The 21,079-nt window shown below is 72.2% G+C and carries 18 protein-coding genes; 5 read left to right on the forward strand and 13 right to left on the reverse strand.

Annotation, left to right across the window (positions count from 1 at the left end; genetic code table 11):
• Positions 1–24 precede the first annotated feature (24 nt).
• The 12 genes from murG to RR1_RS22890 form a co-directional block, all read right to left on the reverse strand.
• Positions 25–1,164 (reverse strand): undecaprenyldiphospho-muramoylpentapeptide beta-N-acetylglucosaminyltransferase, encoded by a 1,140-nt coding sequence (gene murG / locus RR1_RS11995; protein WP_010836535.1) that lies wholly within the window; start codon positions 1,162–1,164, stop codon positions 25–27.
• The gene (gene ftsW, locus RR1_RS12000; RefSeq protein WP_051111011.1) at positions 1,161–2,681 is read right to left on the reverse strand and encodes a putative lipid II flippase FtsW; all 1,521 of its coding nucleotides are present in this window, start codon (positions 2,679–2,681) and stop codon (positions 1,161–1,163) included. The genes murG and ftsW overlap by 4 nt, the downstream gene beginning before the upstream one ends.
• Positions 2,668–4,206 (reverse strand): UDP-N-acetylmuramoyl-L-alanine--D-glutamate ligase, encoded by a 1,539-nt coding sequence (murD, locus tag RR1_RS12005; protein WP_040772127.1) that lies wholly within the window; start codon positions 4,204–4,206, stop codon positions 2,668–2,670. The genes ftsW and murD overlap by 14 nt, the downstream gene beginning before the upstream one ends.
• A complete protein-coding gene (mraY, locus tag RR1_RS12010; RefSeq protein ID WP_010836538.1) occupies positions 4,206–5,285 on the reverse strand; it encodes a phospho-N-acetylmuramoyl-pentapeptide-transferase in 1,080 nt (359 codons plus the stop codon). Before mraY ends, murD begins: the two co-directional genes overlap by 1 nt.
• Positions 5,282–6,829 (reverse strand): UDP-N-acetylmuramoyl-tripeptide--D-alanyl-D-alanine ligase, encoded by a 1,548-nt coding sequence (locus tag RR1_RS12015; RefSeq protein ID WP_010836539.1) that lies wholly within the window; start codon positions 6,827–6,829, stop codon positions 5,282–5,284. Before RR1_RS12015 ends, mraY begins: the two co-directional genes overlap by 4 nt.
• Complete coding sequence (locus RR1_RS12020) at positions 6,826–8,406, reverse strand: UDP-N-acetylmuramoyl-L-alanyl-D-glutamate--2,6-diaminopimelate ligase (RefSeq protein ID WP_040772143.1); 1,581 nt, start codon at positions 8,404–8,406, stop codon at positions 6,826–6,828. The genes RR1_RS12015 and RR1_RS12020 overlap by 4 nt, the downstream gene beginning before the upstream one ends.
• A 286-nt stretch (positions 8,407–8,692) precedes the next feature.
• Complete coding sequence (locus tag RR1_RS12025) at positions 8,693–10,525, reverse strand: peptidoglycan D,D-transpeptidase FtsI family protein (RefSeq protein ID WP_051111018.1); 1,833 nt, start codon at positions 10,523–10,525, stop codon at positions 8,693–8,695.
• A gap of 78 nt (positions 10,526–10,603) precedes the next feature.
• Entirely contained in the window at positions 10,604–11,341 is a 738-nt protein-coding gene (gene ftsL, locus RR1_RS12030) for a cell division protein FtsL (RefSeq protein ID WP_238558913.1), read from the reverse strand.
• Entirely contained in the window at positions 11,338–12,342 is a 1,005-nt protein-coding gene (gene rsmH, locus RR1_RS12035) for a 16S rRNA (cytosine(1402)-N(4))-methyltransferase RsmH (RefSeq protein WP_010836543.1), read from the reverse strand. Before rsmH ends, ftsL begins: the two co-directional genes overlap by 4 nt.
• 190 nt (positions 12,343–12,532) lie before the next feature.
• Positions 12,533–12,970: a division/cell wall cluster transcriptional repressor MraZ gene (gene mraZ / locus RR1_RS12040; protein ID WP_010836544.1), complete on the reverse strand. Its 438-nt coding sequence runs from the start codon at positions 12,968–12,970 to the stop codon at positions 12,533–12,535.
• A gap of 660 nt (positions 12,971–13,630) precedes the next feature.
• Positions 13,631–14,062, reverse strand: a complete 432-nt coding sequence (locus RR1_RS12045) for an SCO2097 family morphological protein (protein WP_010836545.1) — start codon at positions 14,060–14,062, stop codon at positions 13,631–13,633.
• Between the two features lie 197 nt (positions 14,063–14,259).
• Positions 14,260–14,823: an SAV_6107 family HEPN domain-containing protein gene (locus RR1_RS22890; protein ID WP_238558914.1), complete on the reverse strand. Its 564-nt coding sequence runs from the start codon at positions 14,821–14,823 to the stop codon at positions 14,260–14,262.
• Between the two features lie 206 nt (positions 14,824–15,029).
• On the opposite strand from RR1_RS22890, the gene RR1_RS12055 reads away from it, so the two are divergent.
• The 5 genes from RR1_RS12055 to RR1_RS12075 are packed head-to-tail and all read left to right on the forward strand — an operon-like array spanning position 15,030 to position 19,966.
• On the forward strand, positions 15,030–15,608 hold the full coding sequence (locus RR1_RS12055) for a GNAT family N-acetyltransferase (protein ID WP_143153815.1): 579 nt from the start codon (positions 15,030–15,032) through the stop codon (positions 15,606–15,608).
• Complete coding sequence (locus RR1_RS12060) at positions 15,605–17,170, forward strand: phytoene desaturase family protein (RefSeq protein ID WP_010836548.1); 1,566 nt, start codon at positions 15,605–15,607, stop codon at positions 17,168–17,170. Before RR1_RS12055 ends, RR1_RS12060 begins: the two co-directional genes overlap by 4 nt.
• A gap of 11 nt (positions 17,171–17,181) precedes the next feature.
• Positions 17,182–18,009, forward strand: coding sequence for a carotenoid biosynthesis protein (locus RR1_RS12065; protein ID WP_040772146.1), 828 nt, complete (start codon positions 17,182–17,184; stop codon positions 18,007–18,009).
• A complete protein-coding gene (locus RR1_RS12070) occupies positions 18,006–18,800 on the forward strand; it encodes an LppM family (lipo)protein (RefSeq protein ID WP_371836786.1) in 795 nt (264 codons plus the stop codon). Before RR1_RS12065 ends, RR1_RS12070 begins: the two co-directional genes overlap by 4 nt.
• Positions 18,797–19,966, forward strand: a complete 1,170-nt coding sequence (locus RR1_RS12075) for a glycosyltransferase family 2 protein (protein WP_010836551.1) — start codon at positions 18,797–18,799, stop codon at positions 19,964–19,966. Before RR1_RS12070 ends, RR1_RS12075 begins: the two co-directional genes overlap by 4 nt.
• A 45-nt stretch (positions 19,967–20,011) precedes the next feature.
• Here RR1_RS12075 and RR1_RS12080 read toward each other — a convergent pair whose 3' ends face one another.
• The gene (locus tag RR1_RS12080; RefSeq protein ID WP_010836552.1) at positions 20,012–21,022 is read right to left on the reverse strand and encodes a methylenetetrahydrofolate reductase; all 1,011 of its coding nucleotides are present in this window, start codon (positions 21,020–21,022) and stop codon (positions 20,012–20,014) included.
• Positions 21,023–21,079: the final 57 nt, after the last annotated feature.

Below are 21,079 nucleotides of genomic sequence, written 5' to 3' on the forward strand. Positions count from 1 at the left end.
CTACTCGTGTCGCTCGTGTATCGGTCAGGTGCGCTCGCGCGCGGTGCTCGCGGCGATCTCGAGTGCCACACGCGCGACGTCGTGTGCGGCGGTGCGGTGCCCCGTTCCCGAGGCCGCGGCGCTCATCTCGGCGAGCCGCGTCGCGTCGGTCGCCACGGCGACCACGGTAGTCGCGACGAACTCCGGGGTGAGGTCGCCGTCGGCGACGAGGACGCCGCCGCCCGCGGCCACGACGGGGCGCGCGTTGAGTTCCTGTTCGCCGTTGCCGTGCGGCAGCGGGACGTAGAACGCGGGCAGGCCGGTCGCCGACACCTCCGCAACCGTCATCGCCCCGGAACGACAGATCACGAGGTCCGCCGCCGCGTACGCGAGATCCATCCGATCGAGATACGGGACGGCGACGTACGGCGCGCCGCCCGGATCACCTGGCACCTCGACGGAGTTCTTGGGGCCGTGGGCGTGCAGTACCGCGACGCCCGCGTCCGACAGGGCGCGCGCCGCGCCGGACACCGCGACGTTGAGCGAACGGGCGCCCTGCGAGCCGCCGAAGACGAGCAGCACCGGGCCGTCGTCCGGGAGGCCGAAGAACCGCCGTGCCTCGGCGCGCAGTCCGGCGCGATCGAGACCGGTGATCGACCCGCGCACGGGAATCCCGACGATCTGCGCGTCGGCGGCGACGCCCGATCCCTCGACCGCCGCGAGCGTGCGCACGGCGAGCCGGGAGCCGATCTTGTTGGCGATGCCGGCACTCGCGTTCGCCTCGTGCACGACGACGGGGATCCGGCGGCGGCGGCGCAGCGGGCCGCCCGTGGACGCGAGATATGCGGGCAGTGCGACGTAGCCGCCGAAGCCGACGACGACGTCCGCCGAGGTGCGATCGAGCACCTCGCGGGTGCGGCGTACCGACCGGACGACACGCGCCGGAAGGCGCAGCAGGTCGGCGGTGAGCCGCCGGGGCAGCGGCACCGGCGGGATGAGTTCGAGCGGATACCCGCGCGCGGGGACCAGCGTCGTCTCCAGACCTCGCTCGGTGCCCAGCGCGGTCACGGTCGCCGTCGGGTCGAGTTCGCGCACGGCATCCGCCACGGCGAGCGCCGGCTCGATGTGACCCGCCGTGCCACCGCCCGCCACCACGATCGACGGGCCTGTCCTCGGCTCGCTCACCGCCGTTGTCCTCGCTCTCGTCGTTCTCGTGGATCTCGTCGCCGCCGGGTGTCGGATGCATCCGGCCGCCGCGGGCGCCCGCGGGCGGGGCCGTCGTCGCGGCGCCGCTCGGCCGTCCGCCTGCCGTCACCACCGTATGTCGCCGCGCGCGGCGCCGAGGAACGACCCCGGCTCTGCGCCTGCGCCTTGCGCACGGCGGCGTTGCGCGCGACTGCCGGATCGACGGGCAGGTACGGCTCGGGCACGGGGAGCCGGAAGAGCTTGCCGGCCCGCTTGTCGCGTCCGGCGCGCAGCGCGGCGATCGCCTCCGGTTCGTGGCGCGCCGCCGACGCGATGATGCCGAACATCACGAGGGTGATCGCGAGCGACGACCCGCCCGCCGAGACGAGCGGCAGCTGCAGACCGGTGACCGGCAGCAGCCCGACGACGTACCCGATGTTGATCATGGCCTGGGCCAGGATCCACGTCGTGGCCGTCGCCGTGAGCAGCTTCAGGAACGGATCGACCGACCGGACCGCGATGCGCAGGCCCGTGTAGACGAACAGCGCGAAGAGCCCGACGACGGCGGCGCAGCCGATGAGGCCGAGCTCCTCGCCGATGATCGCGAAGATGAAGTCGTTGTGCGCATTCGGGAGATAACTCCACTTCGCGCGGCTCTGGCCGAGCCCGCGGCCGAACACTCCCCCGTCGGCGAGCGAGAAGCTCGCCTGCCGGGCCTGGTAGTTCATACCCTGCGGGTCCGCGCCGGGATTGAAGAACGCCTGCACGCGGCTCGACCGGTACCCGGCCGTCACCGCGAGGACGCCCGCCGCGATCACACCACCGAGCGCGAGCCCGCCGAAGAGCTTGCCCGGCAGCCCGCCGAACCACAGCAGCGCCGCGAGGATGATGCCCAGCGCGATGGTCGTCGACAGGTTCGGCTGCGACACGACGAGCAGGCAGACGAGCAGGCCCATCGGGACCAGCGGGAACAGGATCGTCTTGAGCGGTGCGCCCGGCCGCCGGGACGCGAGCAGATGCGCGCCCCACAGGGCGAGCGCGACCTTCATGAGCTCCGACGGCTGCAGCGAGAATCCGGCGACCTGGAACCACCGCGTCGAACCCTGGACCTCGGTGCCGACACCGGGAATCAGGATCAGCACCAGCATCAGCAGACACACGGCGAACAGGGGGAACGACAGCCGCCGCCACACCCGGATCGGGACGCGCAGCGCGACGTAGAACAGGACGGCGCCGAGCAGCGCGTACACGAGTTGCTGTACGAACAGCGAGTAGGCCGAGCCGGACGCCGCGTACTGCTCGACGCTCGACGACGACAGCACCATCACGAGGCCGAGCACCGTGAGCAGGAACGCGATGGTGACGACGAGGTGGAACGACGCGAGCGGCCGCGCGAGCCACAGCCCGATGCGCGTGCGCACACCGGCGAGCGGACCCGACGCGGCGTCGCGTGCCGGCGCGGGGCGCCGCTGCGGAGCCCGCGTCACGTCGCGGGGCGGCGCCTCACGGCTCGTCATACCGCTCGTCCCGGTTCCGGCCCGCGGTCACGGCCGCAGCGAACGCGTCGCCGCGGTGCCCGTAGCTGCGGAACATGTCGAGCGACGCCGCCGCCGGCGCGAGGACGACAGCCGTGCCCGGCGTCGCGAGCGCGGCCGCCTCGCGGACCGCTGCCGCCATCACGTCGTCGGCGGAGGTTCGCGGCGGCAGCACGCGTGTCCTGGACGGCTGCTCGGCCTGGACGGCCGGGTCGGGGCGCTGCTGCACGTCCCCATCGTCACCCGCGACGACCCGAACGACGGGGACCCCCGGCGCGTGTCGCGCGAGCGCGGCTGCGATCTTCGCCGCATCGACTCCGATGAGCACGGCGCCTGCCAGGCGTGGCCCGACCTCGGCGACGAGCGCGTCGACGGCGGCACCCTTGAGCTGGCCCCCGCCCACCCACACGACGCGATCGTGCGCGAGCAGTGCCGGACGTGCAGCGTGCGGATTGGTCGCCTTCGAGTCGTCGATCCACGTCACGCCGTCCGTTGCAGCGACGACCTGGCCTCGGTGCGGGCCGACCTCGTGCGCCGCGAGCCCCGCCGCGACAGCGTCCGCGGACACTCCTGCCGCACGGGCCAGCGCGGCGGCGGCGAGCGCGTCGAGCAGACCCGCCGGCCCCGGCGGCGTGATGCCCGATGCGGGGCCGAGGGCGACCCGGGCTCCGTCGCCGAACACACCGCCGTCACCGAACGCGCGATCGACCAGCGAGTCCCCGGCGACACCGAGTTCCCCGGGAGCGGGCTCGCCGAGCCGGAATCCGACGACCCGCCCCGACGCCTGCGGGGCGAGCGCCGCCGCGTTCTCGTCGTCGAGACCGACGACGGCGACGTCACCCGAGAGCGCGCGGGCCTTCGCCGCGACGTATCCGGGCATCCCGCCGTGCCAGTCGAGGTGGTCCTCGGCGATGTTGAGCACGGCGCCCGCGTCGGGACGCACCGACGGCGCCCAGTACAGCTGGAACGACGACAGCTCGACGGCGAGCCACTCGACGCGCGGCTCCGCCGTCAGGGCGTCGAGCACGGGCAGGCCGATGTTGCCGCACGCCGCGGCACTGCGGTCGGCGGCACCGAGGATCGACCGCAGCATCGACGTCGTCGTCGTCTTGCCGTTCGTGCCCGTCACGACGAGCCAGTGGCGCGGCGGGCCGTACACCCCCGCGCGGTCGATCCGCCAGGACAGTTCGACGTCCCCCCACACCGCGACGCCGGCGCCCGCGGCCGCCGACAGCAACGGTGTGTCGGGCCGGAAACCGGGACTCGTGACGACGAGCGAGAACTCGCCGATACGGGCAGGGACGTCGTCGTCGAGCACGACGGTGTCGGCGCCGAGCGCCGCGCACGCAGCGAGCGCGGCGGGATCGGTGTCGGTCACGGTGACCCGCGCACCGAGCGCCTGCAACGGGGCGATCGTCGCGCGGCCCGACACACCGGCGCCCGCGACGAGCACACGTTCTCGCGCCGGGGCGAGGTCGTCGCCGTCCGGCCGCTGCGACTGCGCCATCACGTGCCGATCGCCGCGAGATACTCGCTGTAGAACAGCGCGAGACCGATCGCCGAGGCGATCGCCCCGAGCAACCAGAATCTGATGATCACCGTGGTTTCCGCCCACCCGGCCAACTCGAAGTGATGATGGAACGGGGCCATCCGGAACACGCGCCGTCGGCTCGACCGGAAAACCGCGACCTGGATCATGACCGACGCCGCCTCCGCGACGAACAGCGCGCCGATGACGACCATGAGCAGTTCGGTGCGCGTCGTGACGGACAGGCCCGCGAGCAGACCGCCGAGCGCGAGCGAGCCGGTGTCGCCCATGAAGATCTTCGCCGGTGCGGCGTTCCACCACAGGAAGCCGATGCACGCGCCCGCACCCGCCGCGCAGATCAACGCGAGATCGAGCGGATCGCGGACGTCGTAACAGCCGATCCCCGGACTCGTCTCGCACGCGTTGCGGTACTGCCAGAACGTGATGACGACGTACGACCCGAGCACGAGGCTCATCGAACCCGCGGCCAGGCCGTCGAGCCCGTCGGTGAGGTTGACGGCATTCGACCACGCGACGACGAGGAACACGCACAGCAGCACGAACACGAGGGCGCCGAACGTCACCGTCGTGATGTCGCGGACGTACGACAGATTGGTGCTGCCGGGCGTGAGCCCGCTGCCACCGCGGAACTGCAGCGCCAGCACCGCGAAGATCACGGCGGCGAGGATCTGGCCGACGTACTTACCCGTCGCGGTCAGCCCCAGATTGCGCTGTTTGCGGATCTTGATGAAGTCGTCGAGGAAGCCGACCATGCCGAGCGCCGTCGCGAGGCCGAGCACGAGCATGCCCGACGCCGACGGTCCCGGCGCGTCGTATCCGATGCCGATGAGGTGCGAGCCGAAATACCCGGCCCACAGGCCGATGATGATCGCGACGCCGCCCATCGTGGGCGTGCCGCGCTTGGACTGGTGGCTCTGCGGGCCCTCGACACGGATCTCCTGCCCGAAGCCCTGCCGGGAAAACGCCTTGATCAGGACGGGAGTCAACAGGATCGACACGGCGAGCGCGATGCCCGCCGCGAACAGTATCTGCCTCACGCGCGGCCACCTGCCTCGTTGTCCGTGCCGTCACCGTTGTCCGTGCCGTCACCGTTGTCCGTGCCGTCACCGGTGATCGCCTCCGCGACCCGCCACAGTCCTGCGGCCTGCGACGCCTTCACCAGCACGACGTCGCCCGGCGCGAGTTCTTCGCGCAGCAACGCGACCGCGGCGTCGACGTCGGGGACGAGTACGGCCTCGTCGCCCCACGATCCCTCCATCACCGCACCCTGGTGCAGGGCGCGCGTCGGGCGCTCGGTGCCGACGACCACGAGCCGGCTCACGTCGAGACGCACCGCGAGCCGCCCCAGCGCGTCGTGGGAGGTGATCGTGTCGTCGCCGAGTTCGGCCATCTCGCCGAGGACGGCCCAACTGCGGCGCTCGCTGGTGCGGTCCGACTTCGCCATCGTGACGAGCGCCTTGAGCGCCGCGCGCATCGAATCCGGGTTCGCGTTGTACGAGTCGTCGACGACGGTCACGCCGTCGGGGCGCTCGTGAACCGCCATGCGCCGCGCGGACACGGGCCCGGCTCCCTCGAGCGCGCGGACCACCGTCGCGAGATCGGCGCCGCATTCGAGACCGACGGCCGCGGCGGCGAGCGCGTTGCCGACCTGGTGTTCGCCGTGGACCGCGAGCCGCACGGGCGCGCTCTCGGTCTGCGTCGTCAGCGTGAACTGTGCGCGGGCGCTCGGGTCGAGCACGACGTCGGTGGCGCGGACTCCGGCCGAGGCGTTGAGCCCCACGTAGACGACGCGCGCGGTGGTCCGCAGGCTCATCGGGACGACGCGCGAGTCGTCGCCGTTGAGGATCGCGATGCCGCCGTCGTCCGCGGCCGGAAGTGCTTCGACGAGTTCGCCCTTCGCCTGCGCGATCGCGTCGCGCGACCCGAACTCGCCCAGGTGCGCGGTGCCGACGTTGAGAACGACGCCGATCCGCGGCGGCGCGATGCGGGCGAGCTGCGCGATGTGCCCGGTCCCGCGCGCCGACATCTCGAGGACGAGGAAGCGGGTCGACTCGTCGGCCCGCAGCGCCGTCCACGGATGGCCGAGTTCGTTGTTGAACGACCCCGGTGGCGCGACGACCTCGCCGAGCGGCGCGAGGACGGCGGCGACGAGGTCCTTCGTCGACGTCTTGCCCGCCGACCCCGTGATCCCGACGACGGTGAGGCCGCGCTCGGCGAGTTCGCGCGTCGAGACGCGGGCGAGTTCGGCGAGGGCGTGCAGGACGGCGGCGCCCGCGCCGTCACGGTCGTGTTCGAGGGCCATCGCACGGCTCGGGCCCGAGTCCGGCGCGGGCGGCACCACGATCGCGGGGCCGTCGACGGGACGTGCCGCGATCACCGCGAGTGCTCCCGCGTCCACCGCCGTGCGCGCGTAGTCGTGCCCGTCGACACGCTCGCCGGGCAGCGCGAGGAACAGCCCGCCCGGCGTCACCGTGCGCGAGTCGAACTCGACCGTGCCCGTCACGAGCGCCGACGGGTCGTCGACGCCGTCGAGCCGTCCGCCGACGATCTCGGCGACGCGTGCGAGCGTCATCGGGATCATGAGCGCTCTCCCAGAACGTGGTCGATCGCCGCACTCGTGACGTCACGATCGTCGAATGGGTGCTTCACCCCGTGGATCTCCTGACCAATCTCGTGTCCCTTGCCGGCGACGAGGACGACGTCACCGCTTCGTGCCCAGCGCACCGCGTCCGCGATCGCGTGCGCGCGGTCCGCGATCTCGCGTACCTCGCCGCGCTCGGTGACCGGCACAGCGAGCGCGCCCGCCATCACCTCCCGGCGGATCTCGGCGGGGTTCTCGCTGCGGGGATTGTCGTCGGTGACGACGAGCAGATCCGCGCTGCGTGCCGCGACCTCCCCCATCTGCGGCCGCTTGCCGGTGTCGCGGTCGCCGCCCGCACCGACGACGACGGCGAGTCGCCCCGCGCTCTGCCCGCGCAGCGTCGCGATGACCGCCTCGAGCGCGGCCGGCTTGTGCGCGTAGTCGACGACGGCGAGGAATTCCTGGCCGCGCTCGATGCGCTGCACGCGTCCCGGCACGTCGACGTCGGCGATTCCCCGGGCCGCGTCGTCGACGGCGACACCGAGTTCGGCGGCGCACGCGAGCGCGAGCGAGGCGTTCGCGACGTTGTACGCACCCGGCAGCCGAGTCGAGACGGTGTGGCTCGCGCCGTCGGGGCCGACGAGCGTGAAGGTCTGCGTTCCGGACGCCGACGCCTCCGGAGCACCGGCCGCCCAGTCGGCGTCGGCTCCGCGCGTCGCGACGGTGACGACGACGCCGTCGCCCGAACCGGCACGCGCGGCCATCGCCTCGCCCCAGCGGTCGTCCACGCACACGACGGCGCGGTCCGCGTGTACCGGCGACTCGGGGTCGAACAGCCGGGCCTTGGCCTCGAAGTAGTCGTCGAGATCGCGGTGGAAGTCCAGGTGGTCCTGCGAGAGATTCGTGAACGCGCCGATGTCGAAGTGCACGCCGTCGACGCGGCCGAGTGCGAGCGCGTGGCTCGACACCTCCATCACGACGGTGTCGACGCCCGCCTCGAGCACGAGGGCGAACAGTGCGTGGAGTTGCGGTGCCTCGGGGGTCGTCAGTGCGCTCGGCACGCGCCGCCCCTCGACGCGCGTCTCGATCGTCCCGACGAGCGCACACCGGCGACCGGCGGCGGCGAGCGCGGCCTCGACGAGATAGGACGTCGTCGTCTTGCCGGACGTTCCGGTGATCCCGACGACGCTCATGCGCTGCGACGGGTTCCCGTAGATCGCTGCAGAGATCACGCCGAGCACCGAGCGCGGAGCGTCGTGCACGAGAATCGGCACGGTCTGCGGAATCCCGGACTCCCGGGCCAGCGCGAGCCCCGCCTCGTCGGTGAGGACGGCCACGGCCCCCGCGGCGACGGCGTCGGCCGCGAAGCGGGCGCCGTGCGAACGCGTCCCGGGCAGCGCGGCGAAGAGATCGCCGGGCTCGATGTCCTGTGCTCGCAGATCCACGCCCGTGACGGCCGCGCCGCCGTCGGCGGGATCGTCCGGTGCGGGCAGTTCGAGGCGGGCCTGCGCGAGTCGCGCGAGATCCCGGAGCGGGGTACTGATCCGCCGCTCCGGGCGCAGACGACCCGACGCCATCCTCGCTGCGAGGTCGGGCGACGGATCGGAGTCCGGCGACACTGGCAAACGCCTTCCTTTCTGTGCCGAGTCATCTTCCGCCGGTCCCACCCCCGTACCGGCGTCCTCTCGTGTGATCGTCGTTGCATCCGGTCGTCTCGCGCAGCACATCCGCGCGCGAATCGACCACGCGCGAAACGGCCCCGGGGCGATCCCGATCCGGGGAGTCAGCGTACCGCGCGAGGGTGCTCGCTCAGGACCGGTGACCGCCGTGCCGCCCGGCGGCACTCCGCCCGTGCGCCACCCCTCAGTCCGCTTCGAGAACCAACTCCCGCCCCGGGTCCGGCGACATCGGGACGCTGTCGCGTTGCAGCATCCACGACGCGATGTCGTGGAAGAGCGGCGCGGCCGACTGTCCACCCGAACCGTCCGAGCTCCTGGTCGGCGCATCGAGCATGATGCCGATGACGAAGCGGGGATCGTCCGACGGGGCGATGCCCGCGAACGTGATCCAGTAGTTCGAGTTGGAGTAGCACCCGCACGCGGGATCGACCTGCTGCGCGGTGCCCGTCTTGCCGCTGATCTGATATCCCTCGACGGCGGCCTGCACGCCGGTCCCCTGCTGGACACCCATCGGGTCGCTCTGGGTGACGGAACGGAACATGTCCCGCACCGTGTCCGCGGTGTCGGGACTCACGACGCGCACCCCTTCCGGCCGTTCGGCCTCGGTCCGTGTGCCGTCGGGATCCACGACGGCACGCACGACGCGCGGCGGCACGCGGACGCCGTCGTTCGCGATGGCCTGATAGATGCCCGTCATCTGCAGCAGCGTCATCGACAGACCCTGCCCGATCGGGAGATTCGCGAACGTGCCGCCCGACCACTGGTCGCGCGCCGGGACGCTGCCGGCGCTCTCGCCGGGAAGCCCGACGTCCGTGCGCGCGCCGAGCCCGAACCGCGACAGCATGTCGGCGAAGCGATCCTCGCCCACCCGCTCCGCGAGCATCAGCGTCCCGACGTTCGAGGACTTCCCGAAGATTCCGGTGGTCGTGTACGGCTCGACGCCGTGGTCCCACGCGTCCTTGACGCTGACCCCGGACATCTCGATCGACCCCGGGACCTGCAGCACCTCGTCGGGATTCGTCAGCCCGTACTCGATCGCCGCCGCGGCCGTGATCATCTTGTTCACCGACCCCGGCTCGAACGGGGTGCTCACGGGAAGATTGCCCATCTGCACGTCGCGCGGATTGTTGCCGACGCCGATCCCGGCGTTGAAGGTGTTGTCGTTCGACATCGCCATGACCTCGCCCGACTTCGCGTCCAGGACGACGGCGGACGCGTTCTGCGCGCCGGAGCGGTCCTTCGCGAGCTGCACCTGCTGCTGGACGTAGTACTGCAGATCCGAGTCGATCGTGAGCTCGACGCCGGAGCCGTCGACGGCGGGCCGCCGGTCACGCCAGCTGCCCGGGATCACGGCGCCGTCGGAACCTCGGTCGTAGGTCTGCGAGCCGTCGGTACCCGCGAGGATCGAGTCCATCGACTCCTCGAGTCCGAGGAGGCCGTGCCCGTCCCAGCCCGTCGCGCCGATCATGTTCGCCGCGAGCGAGCCGCCCGGATACTGACGGATGTCCTGCCGTTCGAGTCCGACCTCGGGGAACTCGTCCGCGATGCGTGCTGCCGTCGCCGGATCCACGCTGCGCGCGAGATAGACGAACGTCTCGTCGCTGCGCAGCTTCTCGAGCACGTCCTCGGCGGACGGCGCCGACGTCACCTGCTCGGCCGCGGCGTCGGATTCGGCGGCGGCGAGTTCGTCGTGGACCTTGTCGGCGATCGCCTCGAGCCGGGCGTCGACCTCGGGTTCGCTCGGATCCTGCTCGTGCGCCTCGGCCAGCTCCTCGCGGACCCGCTGCGGCTGGAACGTGAGGGCGCGCGCCTCCATCGTGAAGGCGATCGGATCGCCGTCGCGATCGTTGATCGGGCCACGCAGCGCCTTCTCCACCATGGTCGTGGTGCGCTGGTTCGCGCCCTCGGCGGACAGCGCGGGTGCCTCGAACACCTGGACACGGACGAGCTGTGCGAGGGCGACGGCGACCACGACGAACATGACGACACGTGCGGCACGCGTCCGGGACGCGAACATGGTGCCGGCGGATCCGGCGCCGCGCCGCGGGTCGCGGCGCGGCGGCTGCGGATATCCGCGGGAGGAGCCGGCCACGGATCAGTCTCCCGGTGCGTCCGATGCGGGCACGGCCCCGGCGGGCGCGGACTCCGCGCGTTCCGCGTCGTCGGTCTGCGGCGCCTCGGCGGGTTCGGCCGAATCTGAACGAGGACTCACGGGTACCAATTGTCCTTCCTGCGCCGCGATCTCCCGGTCATTGCCGGTGTGCGGCGTGGCGGACCCGCGTCCGGGACCGGACGACCGCACGTCCGGATGCGACGGCGTCGTCACCGATCCCGAGACGGGCCGGTCGAGCGGCGGAGCGGGCGTGCCCTCCGCGGGTGCGGGCGTACCCACGACGTCGACGGCGCCGTCCGGATGCACGATGAGCCGGGCCGGATCGATCGCCGGCACCATGCCGAGTTCGGCGGCCCGATTGGCGAGCTGCGGAGCCGAGTTCGCGGACTCGACGTCCCGCGCGAGCGCGGCCTTCTGCTCCGACAGCGACTGGTTGTGTTCCATCGCGGCGCCGAGCCGGTACGAGTTCTCCGCCGAGCGCGTCGTGAGCACGAGCGTCACGGCGAGGCCGCACACGAGCAGCGCGAGCACGATCGCGACGAACGGCACCCGGCCGACGAGTGTTCCGCTGGTTCCGGCGGACGACGACACTCCCCCGACGTGCGCTGCACGCTGCTGCCGGCGCTCGTAGGCACGCGCCGCGGCACCCGACCGCCGCGACCGCGTCGCCCGGCGGGTCCCGGAGGTTCCCTGAGACGTGGTGGAACCTTGAACAGTCATGCCGACCTCCTGGCGATTCGCTCGGCGGCCCGAAGGCGCACGGGAGCCGATCGGGGGTTGAACTCGATTTCCCCTTCCGTTGCGCGCTCGGCGCCTCGGGTGAGAATGCGCAGCTCGGGACCCGTGCCGGGCAGTTCGACCGGGAGCCCCTCGGGGCTGGTCGACCGGGCACGCGGGGCGAGCTCCTGCTTGACGACGCGATCTTCGAGCGACTGGTAGGACATGAACACGACGCGTCCACCGACCGTGAGGGCGTCGAGCGCGGCCGGAACCGCGGCTCTCAGCGAGTCGAGCTCGCCGTTGACCTCGACGCGCAGCGCCTGGAACGTACGCTTCGCCGGGTGCCCGCCGGTCCGTCGCGACGCCGCCGGGATGACGCGATACAGCAGTTCGACGAGCTGTGCGCTCGTCTCGAACGGAGCGCGCTCGCGCTGCCGCAGGACTTCGCTCGCGATCTTTCCCGCGAACCGCTCCTCGCCGTACGTCTTGAGGATCCGCGCGAGGTCGCCGTGCGAGTAGGTGTTGAGGACGTCGGCGGCCGTCGTCCCGGCCGTGGGGTCCATCCGCATGTCGAGCGGAGCGTCGACGGAGTACGCGAAGCCACGATCCGCCTCGTCGAGCTGCATCGACGACACGCCGAGGTCGAACAGTGCGGCGTGCACCGAATCGGTCGGCGAGAATCCGGCGCCGGCGAGTGCCCCAGCGATGCCGTCGTACCGCGTGTGGACGAGCACGACCCGATCGCCGAACCGCGCGAGACGTTCCCCCGCGATGCGCAGCGCATCGGGATCGCGATCGAGACCGACGAGCGTCAGGCCGGGGAACCTGGTGAGGAAGTGTTCGGAGTGACCGCCGAGGCCGAGTGTTCCGTCGACCATGACGGCGCCGGTTCCGTCGGGCGAGACCGACTCGATCGCGGGTGCGAGCAACTCGTCGGCGCGCGTCAGCATGACGGGAACGTGGGCGAATTCGCCGTTCGCCTCGTCCACGCTGACCTCCACGGGGTGTACTGAGAAGCAGGTTCGGTCTGATCGCTGGAATCGCACTGATGGCCGGGATTGCGTCACCGGGGTGAGCCCGAGCCCTGGGATCGGTTGTGGCAGCGAATGTTTCGTGGTCCCTGTCCGAGCGGCCACCTGGCGCTGGGGAAGTGCGCCAGGGTGCCGTCGGGCAGAGGCCGCGAGACACTCGTCAGACGATCTCGCCGAGAGCCTCTCCCGTCGCCTTCGAGTACTCCTCCTCGTTGGCGGCGAGATAGTCGTTCCATGCGTCGGGGTTCCAGATTTCGAGGAAGTCGACCGAGCCCGTCACGATGCATTCGGTCTCGCGTTCGAGGCCGGCCCACGCACGGTGCGCCGCGGGAATCGTGATCCGGCCCTGCCTGTCGAGCTTCTGTTCGTCGGTTCCGGCTGCGAGAGCACGCACGAAGGCGCGCGCCTCGGGATCGCGTCGTGACGCCGCTGCCGCACGCCGAGCGAGCTCGGCGAACTCGTCCCGCGGATACACGGCGAGGCTGTGGTCCTGGCCTTTCGTCACCATCAACCCCTCCTCGAGTGCGTCGCGAAACTTCGCCGGCAGCGTGAGCCGCCACTTGTCGTCGAGCTTGGGCGTGTAGGTACCGAGGAACACTCGACACCTCCAGCCCGCGCTCGCCAGCCGAATCCTGTTCGATCCCCACGACCCTCGCCGTGTGCACCGAACCCGATGCTGTGCGGACCCCTGCTCTCCGCCGTGCCCCACATTACCCCACTGTCACCCACCACTGGGGGAAGTTCGCGAGTCACCTGCCGTTGCGGGTTCCGAACTCACAGCTCACAGCGATTTCGACAGGTGGGGAACAGTGGGGCGGCGCGCGTCGGCATCGGGCGAATCGGACCACAGGGTGTCGTCGTCCGGCTCACGGAACCCGGGCCCGGCCCGTCGGCAGCGCCCTGCCACGGCAGGTCGCGACCCTGCCACGGCATGCCGCGACGCCGCGGCGGCCGGATTCCCGCCACACGAGTACGCGAGTGGAGCGCAGTGGGGTGTCCGGAGAAGCGCGGGTGGGGCGGTGTGGGCGGAGTGGTGTGCGTGGGGTTCTTCGGTGGTTCGCGACGGCGCCGGCACCCGACCCCCGGACACACGACAGCGCCGGTGATGCAGCATGTGCTGCATCACCGGCGCCGACTACGTGAAGCGTCGCTGTGTCTCGTCGACAGCCTTCGCGCTACGAGAGGTCGAGCTGCGGGAGAGCCCCGAGCCGGTGGGTGTCGGTGGCGGCGACCGATGTCGCGTCGCGCCGGACGGCCCCTACTGCTCGAAGCGCTTGCGGAAGCGTTCTTCCATGCGGGACGAGAAGCCGCCCCCGCCGCCGTTCGCGCGTTTCTTCGGACCTCGTCCGCCCGAGCCGCCGTTCTTCGGCGCGGGCGCGGCGTCGGACTCACCGTTCTGCTGCGTGCCCGACTTGCCGCCTCCCCACAGCAGCAGCACTCCGGCCCCGAACATCACGAGGAAGCCGACGAGACTGATGACGGGGAATCCGCCGGGCTGCAGCGGAAGCGCGACGCCTGCGACGAGCAGAACCAGCCCCAGCACGAAGAGTGCGATGGACTGCATGCGTCGCCTGCTGGATGCTCCGCGAATGCGACCACCGCGCACGTGCGACGCGAACTTGGGGTCCTCGGCATAGAGCGCGCTCTCGATCTGGTCGAGCATGCGCTGCTCGTGCTCGGAGAGTGGCACGGTACCTCCCCCGGCACTTGGTGGATCCACTTGCCCCGCCGGACGATGCAAGTGGGGTAACCCTGCGCGGCTACCTACTGTCGATGATAGGAGTCGAACGGGTCCCGTACCACCGACTCGGTGTACGAGTTCCGTCTCCGATCGTACTGGAAGACGGACACGCGGCGGGGACACCCTCCCACCGAGCGGATGAGGCGCTATGCGGGCCGGCGTGCGGCGGGCTCCGGCGCGGATCCTCGATCGAGTTCCGCTTCGACGTCGTGGAGAAAGCGGGCCGTCTCGTCGAAGAACTCCGTCGCCGCCTCGCTCGTGACCGTCCGCACCCCGGCGTCGACACCCGTACGCAGGGCCGAGTGATCGGCGAACCACGAAGCCCAGCCGGAGAACTCGGGCACGGCGCGTGCGAGCGCGACCCATGCACCGCCGGCCGCGCCCCGGCGACCGGTGCTCGAGGCGTCGACGAGGGCGCCCGCCCCGCGGAGTGCCGCGAGATAGGCGGCACGGAACCGCTCCTCCGGAACGTCCGCCGCGTAGGCCTGCGCCATGAGTCCGTCCGCACGGCGCAGGAGCGACCGGCCGTGGCGCGGACCGGGCCCGTTCCGCACGGCACACGCCGGCCGCGCGGGGGCCTCCCCCGACGCGACCCCGAGACTCCCGGTGCCGGCGATCGCCTCGCCGCGGATCCCGGTGCGCGCACGCCCGACGAGGGCAGTCGAACGTGCCGTGGACCGTGACCGAGCAGCCCCTGATCGTGTGGACATCGCACACCCCTTCTCGTCGGTACGTGTCGTGTCGGGATCCGGTGGAGCCCGCTTCCCTCGGGCCCCACCGGATCGCCGATGTCATCGAACTCTTGTTCGACACGTTCAATATAGCCGTACCCACCGACACCGGAAAGGGGACCGTCGTCAACGCCGTCACGCCGCCGCGCGTCATCGACCTCGACGCCGAGTCGTTCCACGCCCACATGGGCGAAGCGCTCTCGGTGTACGTCGCGGCGATGAACTATCCCCGCGGCACCGAGACCCACCGGGCACCGATGTGGGCCGAGCACGTCCACCGCCCCGGATGGGCGGCCGTCGGCGCGTTCGCGCAGGCCGACGATCCCGCGATCGGACCCGCGGGCCGGCTCGTCGGCATCGCCTACGGCTATCGCGGCGAGCCCCGGCAGTGGTGGCACCAGCAGGTGAGGACGGGTCTGCGCCACAGCGGCTGGACGCACTCCGCGATCGACGCGCTGCTCGGCGACTACTTCGAACTCACCGAACTCCATGTCGATCCGGCGGCGCAGGGAGCGCGGATCGGCGAGATGCTGCTGCTGCGCCTGCTCACCGGCCGTCCCGAGAGCGCCGTCCTCCTCTCGACCCCGGAGGTGCACGCCGAGGACAACCGCGCCTGGCGGCTCTACCGCCGTCACGGATTCCGCGACGTGCTCCGCCGTTTTCGTTTCGCCGGCGACGCCCGCCCCTTCGCGGTGCTCGGCCGCGCACTGCCGCTCGGCACAGACCCCACGGAGCCGCAGCCGGCTCGGGAAGGACGCTCGTGACCACCGACGCCGTCGTCATCGGATCGGGGCACAACGCGCTCGTCGCGGCGTGCTACCTCGCGGACGCGGGCTGGTCCGTGGAGGTGCTCGAGAAGGACACCGTCGTGGGCGGCGCGACCTCGACCGTCGAGCGCTTCCCCGGTCATCGCGTCGACCGCGGCTCGTCCGCGCACCTCATGATCCGGCACACCGGCATCGTCGAGGAACTGGGACTTGGCGATCACGGCCTGCGCTATCTCGACTGCGACCCGTGGGCGTTCGCACCGCCGCCGCCCGGCGAGGACGGTCCGGGCATCGTGTTCCGTCACGACCTCGACGCGACGTGCGCGTCGATCGCGGCGGCGTGCGGCGACCGCGACGCCCGCGCCTATCGCCGGTTCGTCGAGATCTGGGGGCCGCGCAGTGCGCGCGTGCTGCGCGCCTTCTCGTCGCCGCCGACCGGCGGCGCGCTCGTGTCGTCGTTCTGGGGAATCGGCGACGCCGACGGCGGCGGTGACCTGAGCCGCCAGTTCCTCACGACGGGCGACGCGCTGCTCGACGAGTTCTTCGACAGCGAGCGACTCAAGGCCGCGCTGTCGTGGTTCGGCGCGCAGTCGGGGCCGCCGATGTCCGAGCCCGGCACCGCCCCGATGGTCGGGTTCGCAGCGCTCATGCACACCCTTCCCCCGGGCAGGGCCGTCGGGGGCAGCGGTGCGCTCGCCGACGCACTCGTGTCGCGGCTCCGCGCGTCCGGCGGCATCGTCGCACCCGGCGACGCCGCGGTGTCGGTCCGGCGCGAGGGCGACGCGTGGGTCACCGTCACGGCAGCGGGGCGGGCCGTGCGCTCGCGCGTCGTCGTCGCCGGCTGCCACATCGCGACGACGCTCGATCTCCTCGGCAGGGGCGGTTACGACGCCGACCGCATCGCCCGGTGGCGGCGGTCGATCCGGGTCGGCCCGGGCCTGGGCTTCGTCGTCCGGCTCGCGACGACCGACGTCCCCCGCTACGGCGAGCACGACGTCGCCGAGACGGCGACGGGACTGCAACTGCTCGCCCACGACCGCGCGGCCCTGCACGCGGCGCACGGCGCGGCGATGGGCGGCGAACTCCCCCCGCGCCCCGTCGTCCTCGCGATGAGTTTCAGCGCGCTCGATCCGACGATCGCACCCGAGGGCCGTCATCAGGTGACGGCGTGGTCGCAGTGGCACCCGTACCGGCTCTCGGGCGGACGCTCGTGGGACGACGTCGGCGACGCCGAGGCGGACCGCGTTCTCGCGGAACTGGATCGGTACGCCCCCGGGTTCTCCGGCGGCGTGCTCGATCGCCACGTGCAGACTCCCGCGGACATCGAACGCGAACTGGGGATGATCGGCGGGAACGTCATGCACGTCGAGATGTCGCTCGACCAGATGCTGCTGTGGCGGCCGCTCCCCGAGCTCGCGCGGTATCGCGTTCCGGATGCACCCGGCCTGTATCTCACGGGAGCCTCGACGCACCCGGGCGGCGGTGTCAACGGCGCCTCGGGACGCAGTGCCGCACGCGCCGCGCTGCGTGACCGCCGTCGCCGCCGGTGGCGCCGGTGACGCGGCTCGCGATGGCCGCGAGCATCGTCGGTGGGGCGGCGATCGCCGCGCAGATCCTGTACCCGCTCGTGTCGGGTCGCGCGCTCGACGCCGTGACCGTCGCCGTCGTCGTCCTGCTCGCGAGTGCGTCGATCGTGCACGCGCTCGCGACGCGGGGCCTGCGGTTCGCGGTGGTGCTCGTCGTCGCGACGGCGGGAGTGGGTTACGCCTCCGAGGTGCTGGGCACGATCACCGGTATTCCCTACGGCGCGTACCACTACGTTCCCGACGGGCTCGGGCCTGTCGTCGCGGACGTGCCGGTCGTCGTTCCGTTCGCGTGGACGGCGGGGTTCTATCCGGTGTGGATCGTCGCGACGATCGTGTGCTCGCGCCTTCGGCCCCGTATGCGGGCCGTCGCACGGGTCCCGCTCGTCGCGGTGGGAATGGTCGGCTGGGATCTCTACCTCGACCCGCAGATGGTCGCGGACGGCAGGTGGGTGTGGCATCGCGCCGACGCGGGACTGCCGGGCCTCGAGCACATCCCGCTGACGAACTACGCGGGCTGGTTCGCCGTCGCGATCCTCATGGCGATCGTCGTGACCGTCGGTGGCGGCGACGGCGCGCGCCGAGGCGCCGATCTCGCGCGCGACGCACTGCCCGTCGTGCTGTTCGCGTGGACGTGGCTCGGCTCTGCGCTCGCGCACGCAGTCTTCCTCGACGCCCCCGAGCTCCGGTGGTCCGCGATGTACGGATTCGTCGGGATGGGCCTGCTCGGTGTTCCCGCCGTCGTGGTGTTCGCGGCACGTACACACCGAACCCCGCCAACTGCCGGACAGTCCGGGTCCCGGCTGGCACGATGACCTCCGTGCCCGCCACCTCCTCGCCCCCGCGGGGCGCCGCCGTACCGCCGCGCCGTCGCCGCCGGCTGGTGACGATTCTGGCGCTGCTCGCGCTCGTGGTCCCCGCGCTGACCGGCTGCCTGCGCGTACAGGTGTCGATGGGGGTGTCGGCGGACGATCGCGTGTCCGGCCAGATCGTCGCGGCCGCGATGCCCACGGGTCCCGACGACGTCGGCCCGCAGCTCACCCCGCCGGATTCGCTGGCCGGCAAGATCCGGGTCGCACCGTATTCGCAGGACGGGTACGTCGGCACGCAGGCGTTCTTCACCGATCTGTCGTTCGGCGACGTCGACCAGCTCGCGACGATGTACCCGCAGGCGGCGGGTGCGTTTCAGCTGTCGCTGAGCCGCTCGGGCGACGAGGTGACACTCGACGGACTCGTCGACCTCGAGAGCCTGCCCGCGCAGGGGTCCGACGTCCAGCTGACGGTCGCCTTCCCCACCCGGGTCGGGACGACCGACGGGATCCGGGAGGGCGATTCGATCGTCTCGTGGCGGCTGCCGCCGGGTGAGCAGTCGAGCGTCTCCGCGGAGGTCCGCTATCAGGATCCGACGACGCGCAGCCTCGCGGGCTGGGCGGCCCTGCTGATCGGGGTGTCGCTGGCGTTCGCGGCGATCGTCGGCGGACTCGCGTATCTGGGCCGCAACCGCGAACCCGCCGTCGGCAGCGGCCGCTCCTCCGGCGCCGGTGACGATCACGGCGCGGATCCCGACGATCCGGCTGCCGAACCGCACGACCGCGTCTCCGTGTGACGCTCGCCGAACCGTGGGCTCGCGGCGTGCGCGGCGCCGTCGGGGCGGGCTCGTCGCTCGCGGTCGCGAGTGCCGTCGTCACCGCGGTCAACGCCGTCACCGCTCCTGTCCTCCGGCTCGGCGCCGCACAAGGGACGGTCGGCGAGCCGGTGGCGGTGATCGTGCCCGCGCGCGACGAAGCCACCCGAATCGCCGCCGTCGTCGGCGATCTGCGCCGCCAGCGCGGCGTCCCGGACCTGCGGATCGTGGTGGTCGACGACGACTCGCGCGACGGCACCGCCGCCCTCGCCCGGGGCGCGGCGGGCGACGACGAGCGGGTGTCGGTCGTCCGGCTCACCGAGGATCCGCCCGGTGGCTGGCTGGGCAAGCAGTGGGCGTGCGCCCGCGGCGTCGCGCATGCCGGGGCCGCCGGGATCGTCGTGTTCGTGGACGCCGACGTGCGGCTCGGCCCGGACGCCGTCGCGCGGGCGTGCGCGGCGCTGCGCGACCGGGACGCGGCGCTCGTGTCGCCGTGGCCGTTCCAGGTCGCGGGGTCGTGGGGCGAGCAGTTGATGCAACCGATGCTGTGCTGGTCGTGGGCGTCGACGTTGCCGCTGGTCGCCGCTGCGCGATCGCAGCGCCGCTCGACGGTGGTGGCCGTCGGGCAGTTCCTCGTGGTCGACCGCGCCGCGTACGACGCCGTCGGCGGCCACGGCGCCGTCGCGGCGAGCCCGACCGAGGATCTGGCTCTGGCGCGAGCGCTGCGCGACGCGGGCGGACGCACGACGGTGCTGTGGGCGGGCGGCGACGCCCGCTGCCGCATGTACGACGACGCGCGCGCGGCGCGCGAGGGCTACTCGCGCTGGCTGTGGTCGGCGTTCGGCGGGGGTGGAGGGGCGCTCGCGGTGTCGGGTCTCGCGGCACTCGCGTATCTCGTCCCGCCCGTCGCACTGGTGACCTGCCGTGGACCCGAGCGACGCTGGGCCGCAGCGGGAACCGCGGCGGCCGTCGCCTCTCGCGCGACGGCGCGCGCGCTCGAGCGGGGACGACCCCACGTCGCCGACGTCGCGGCCGGCGCGGCTCATCCGCTCGCCGTCGTCACCGCCCTCGTGCTCACTGCGCGCTCGCACGCGCTGAGACGGCGCCGGCGACTCGAGTGGAAAGGCCGCAGGACGGCTCGTGAGTGATCTTCCGGCGCGGGGACCGGACACTCATGCACGAGCGCGAAGCGCCTACCCGACGGAACGGACGGGCGCGGAATCGGCCGCGGTGCGGATCCGGCCACCGAGCCGTTCGAGCACCTCGCCCGTCGCCCGCGCGAAGTTCAGTGTGATGAAGTGCAGCCCGGGCGCGCCCTCGTCGACGAGCCGCTCGCACATCTCCGTCGCGATGTCGATTCCTTCGGCACGCACGGCGGCGCGGTCCTCCTCGGGACCCGAGCCCGCGGCACGCACGAGGCGCTCCTCGAGGTGACGAGGCAGCCGCGAACCCGAGAGTTCCATCATGCGGCGCACCGAGCGCAACGACGTGATCGGCATGATCTCGGGAACGATCGGCTTCGCGCCCTGCTCGGGGTCGAACGCCGCGACCCGATCGCGCAGCCGCAGATAGTCCTCGACGTCGAAGAACACCTGGGTGATCGAATACTCCGCGCCCGCACGCAGTTTCGCCGTGAGGTACCGCGTGTCGTGGTCGAGGTCCGGCGAACGGTGATGTCCCTCGGGGAACGATGCGACGCCGACGTGGAAGTCGCCGAGATCGCGGACGAGCCGCACGAGTTCGTGCGCGTACTCCACGCCCTCGGGGTGGCGACGCCACTCGCCGAGCGGATCGCCGGGCGGATCCCCCCGGAGCACGAGGATGTTGCTGATCCCCCGGTCGGCGTACGCACCCACCATCGAGCGCAGTTCGTCGATCGAATGATCGACCGCCGTGAGGTGCGCGACGGGCAGCAGCGTCGTCTCCTCCGCGAGCTGTCCCGTGACCCGGACCGTGCGATCCCGCGTCGAGCCGCCCGCGCCGTACGTCATGGACACGAACGCAGGCCCGAGCCGCTCGAACACCCGCACCGCGCGCCACAGCCGCTGCTCGGCCGCTTCGTCACGCGGGGGCGAGAACTCGACGGAGAACGGGATCCTGGTGTCGTCGCCGCCGCGCAGCCGATCCACGATCGACGGCGTGGTGGTGCGCCAGCCCGCACTCGCGCGGCCCCGGACGGTATCGAAGATCACGTCGTCCAGCATAGAGACGACGTCGCGGGGCCCGGGCAGGTGGCCGGGCGCCGCAGCCCATCCCGGCCG

Source organism: Rhodococcus rhodnii NBRC 100604, assembly GCF_001894925.1.
GTDB classification, from domain to species: Bacteria; Actinomycetota; Actinomycetes; order Mycobacteriales; family Mycobacteriaceae; genus Rhodococcus_F; species Rhodococcus_F rhodnii.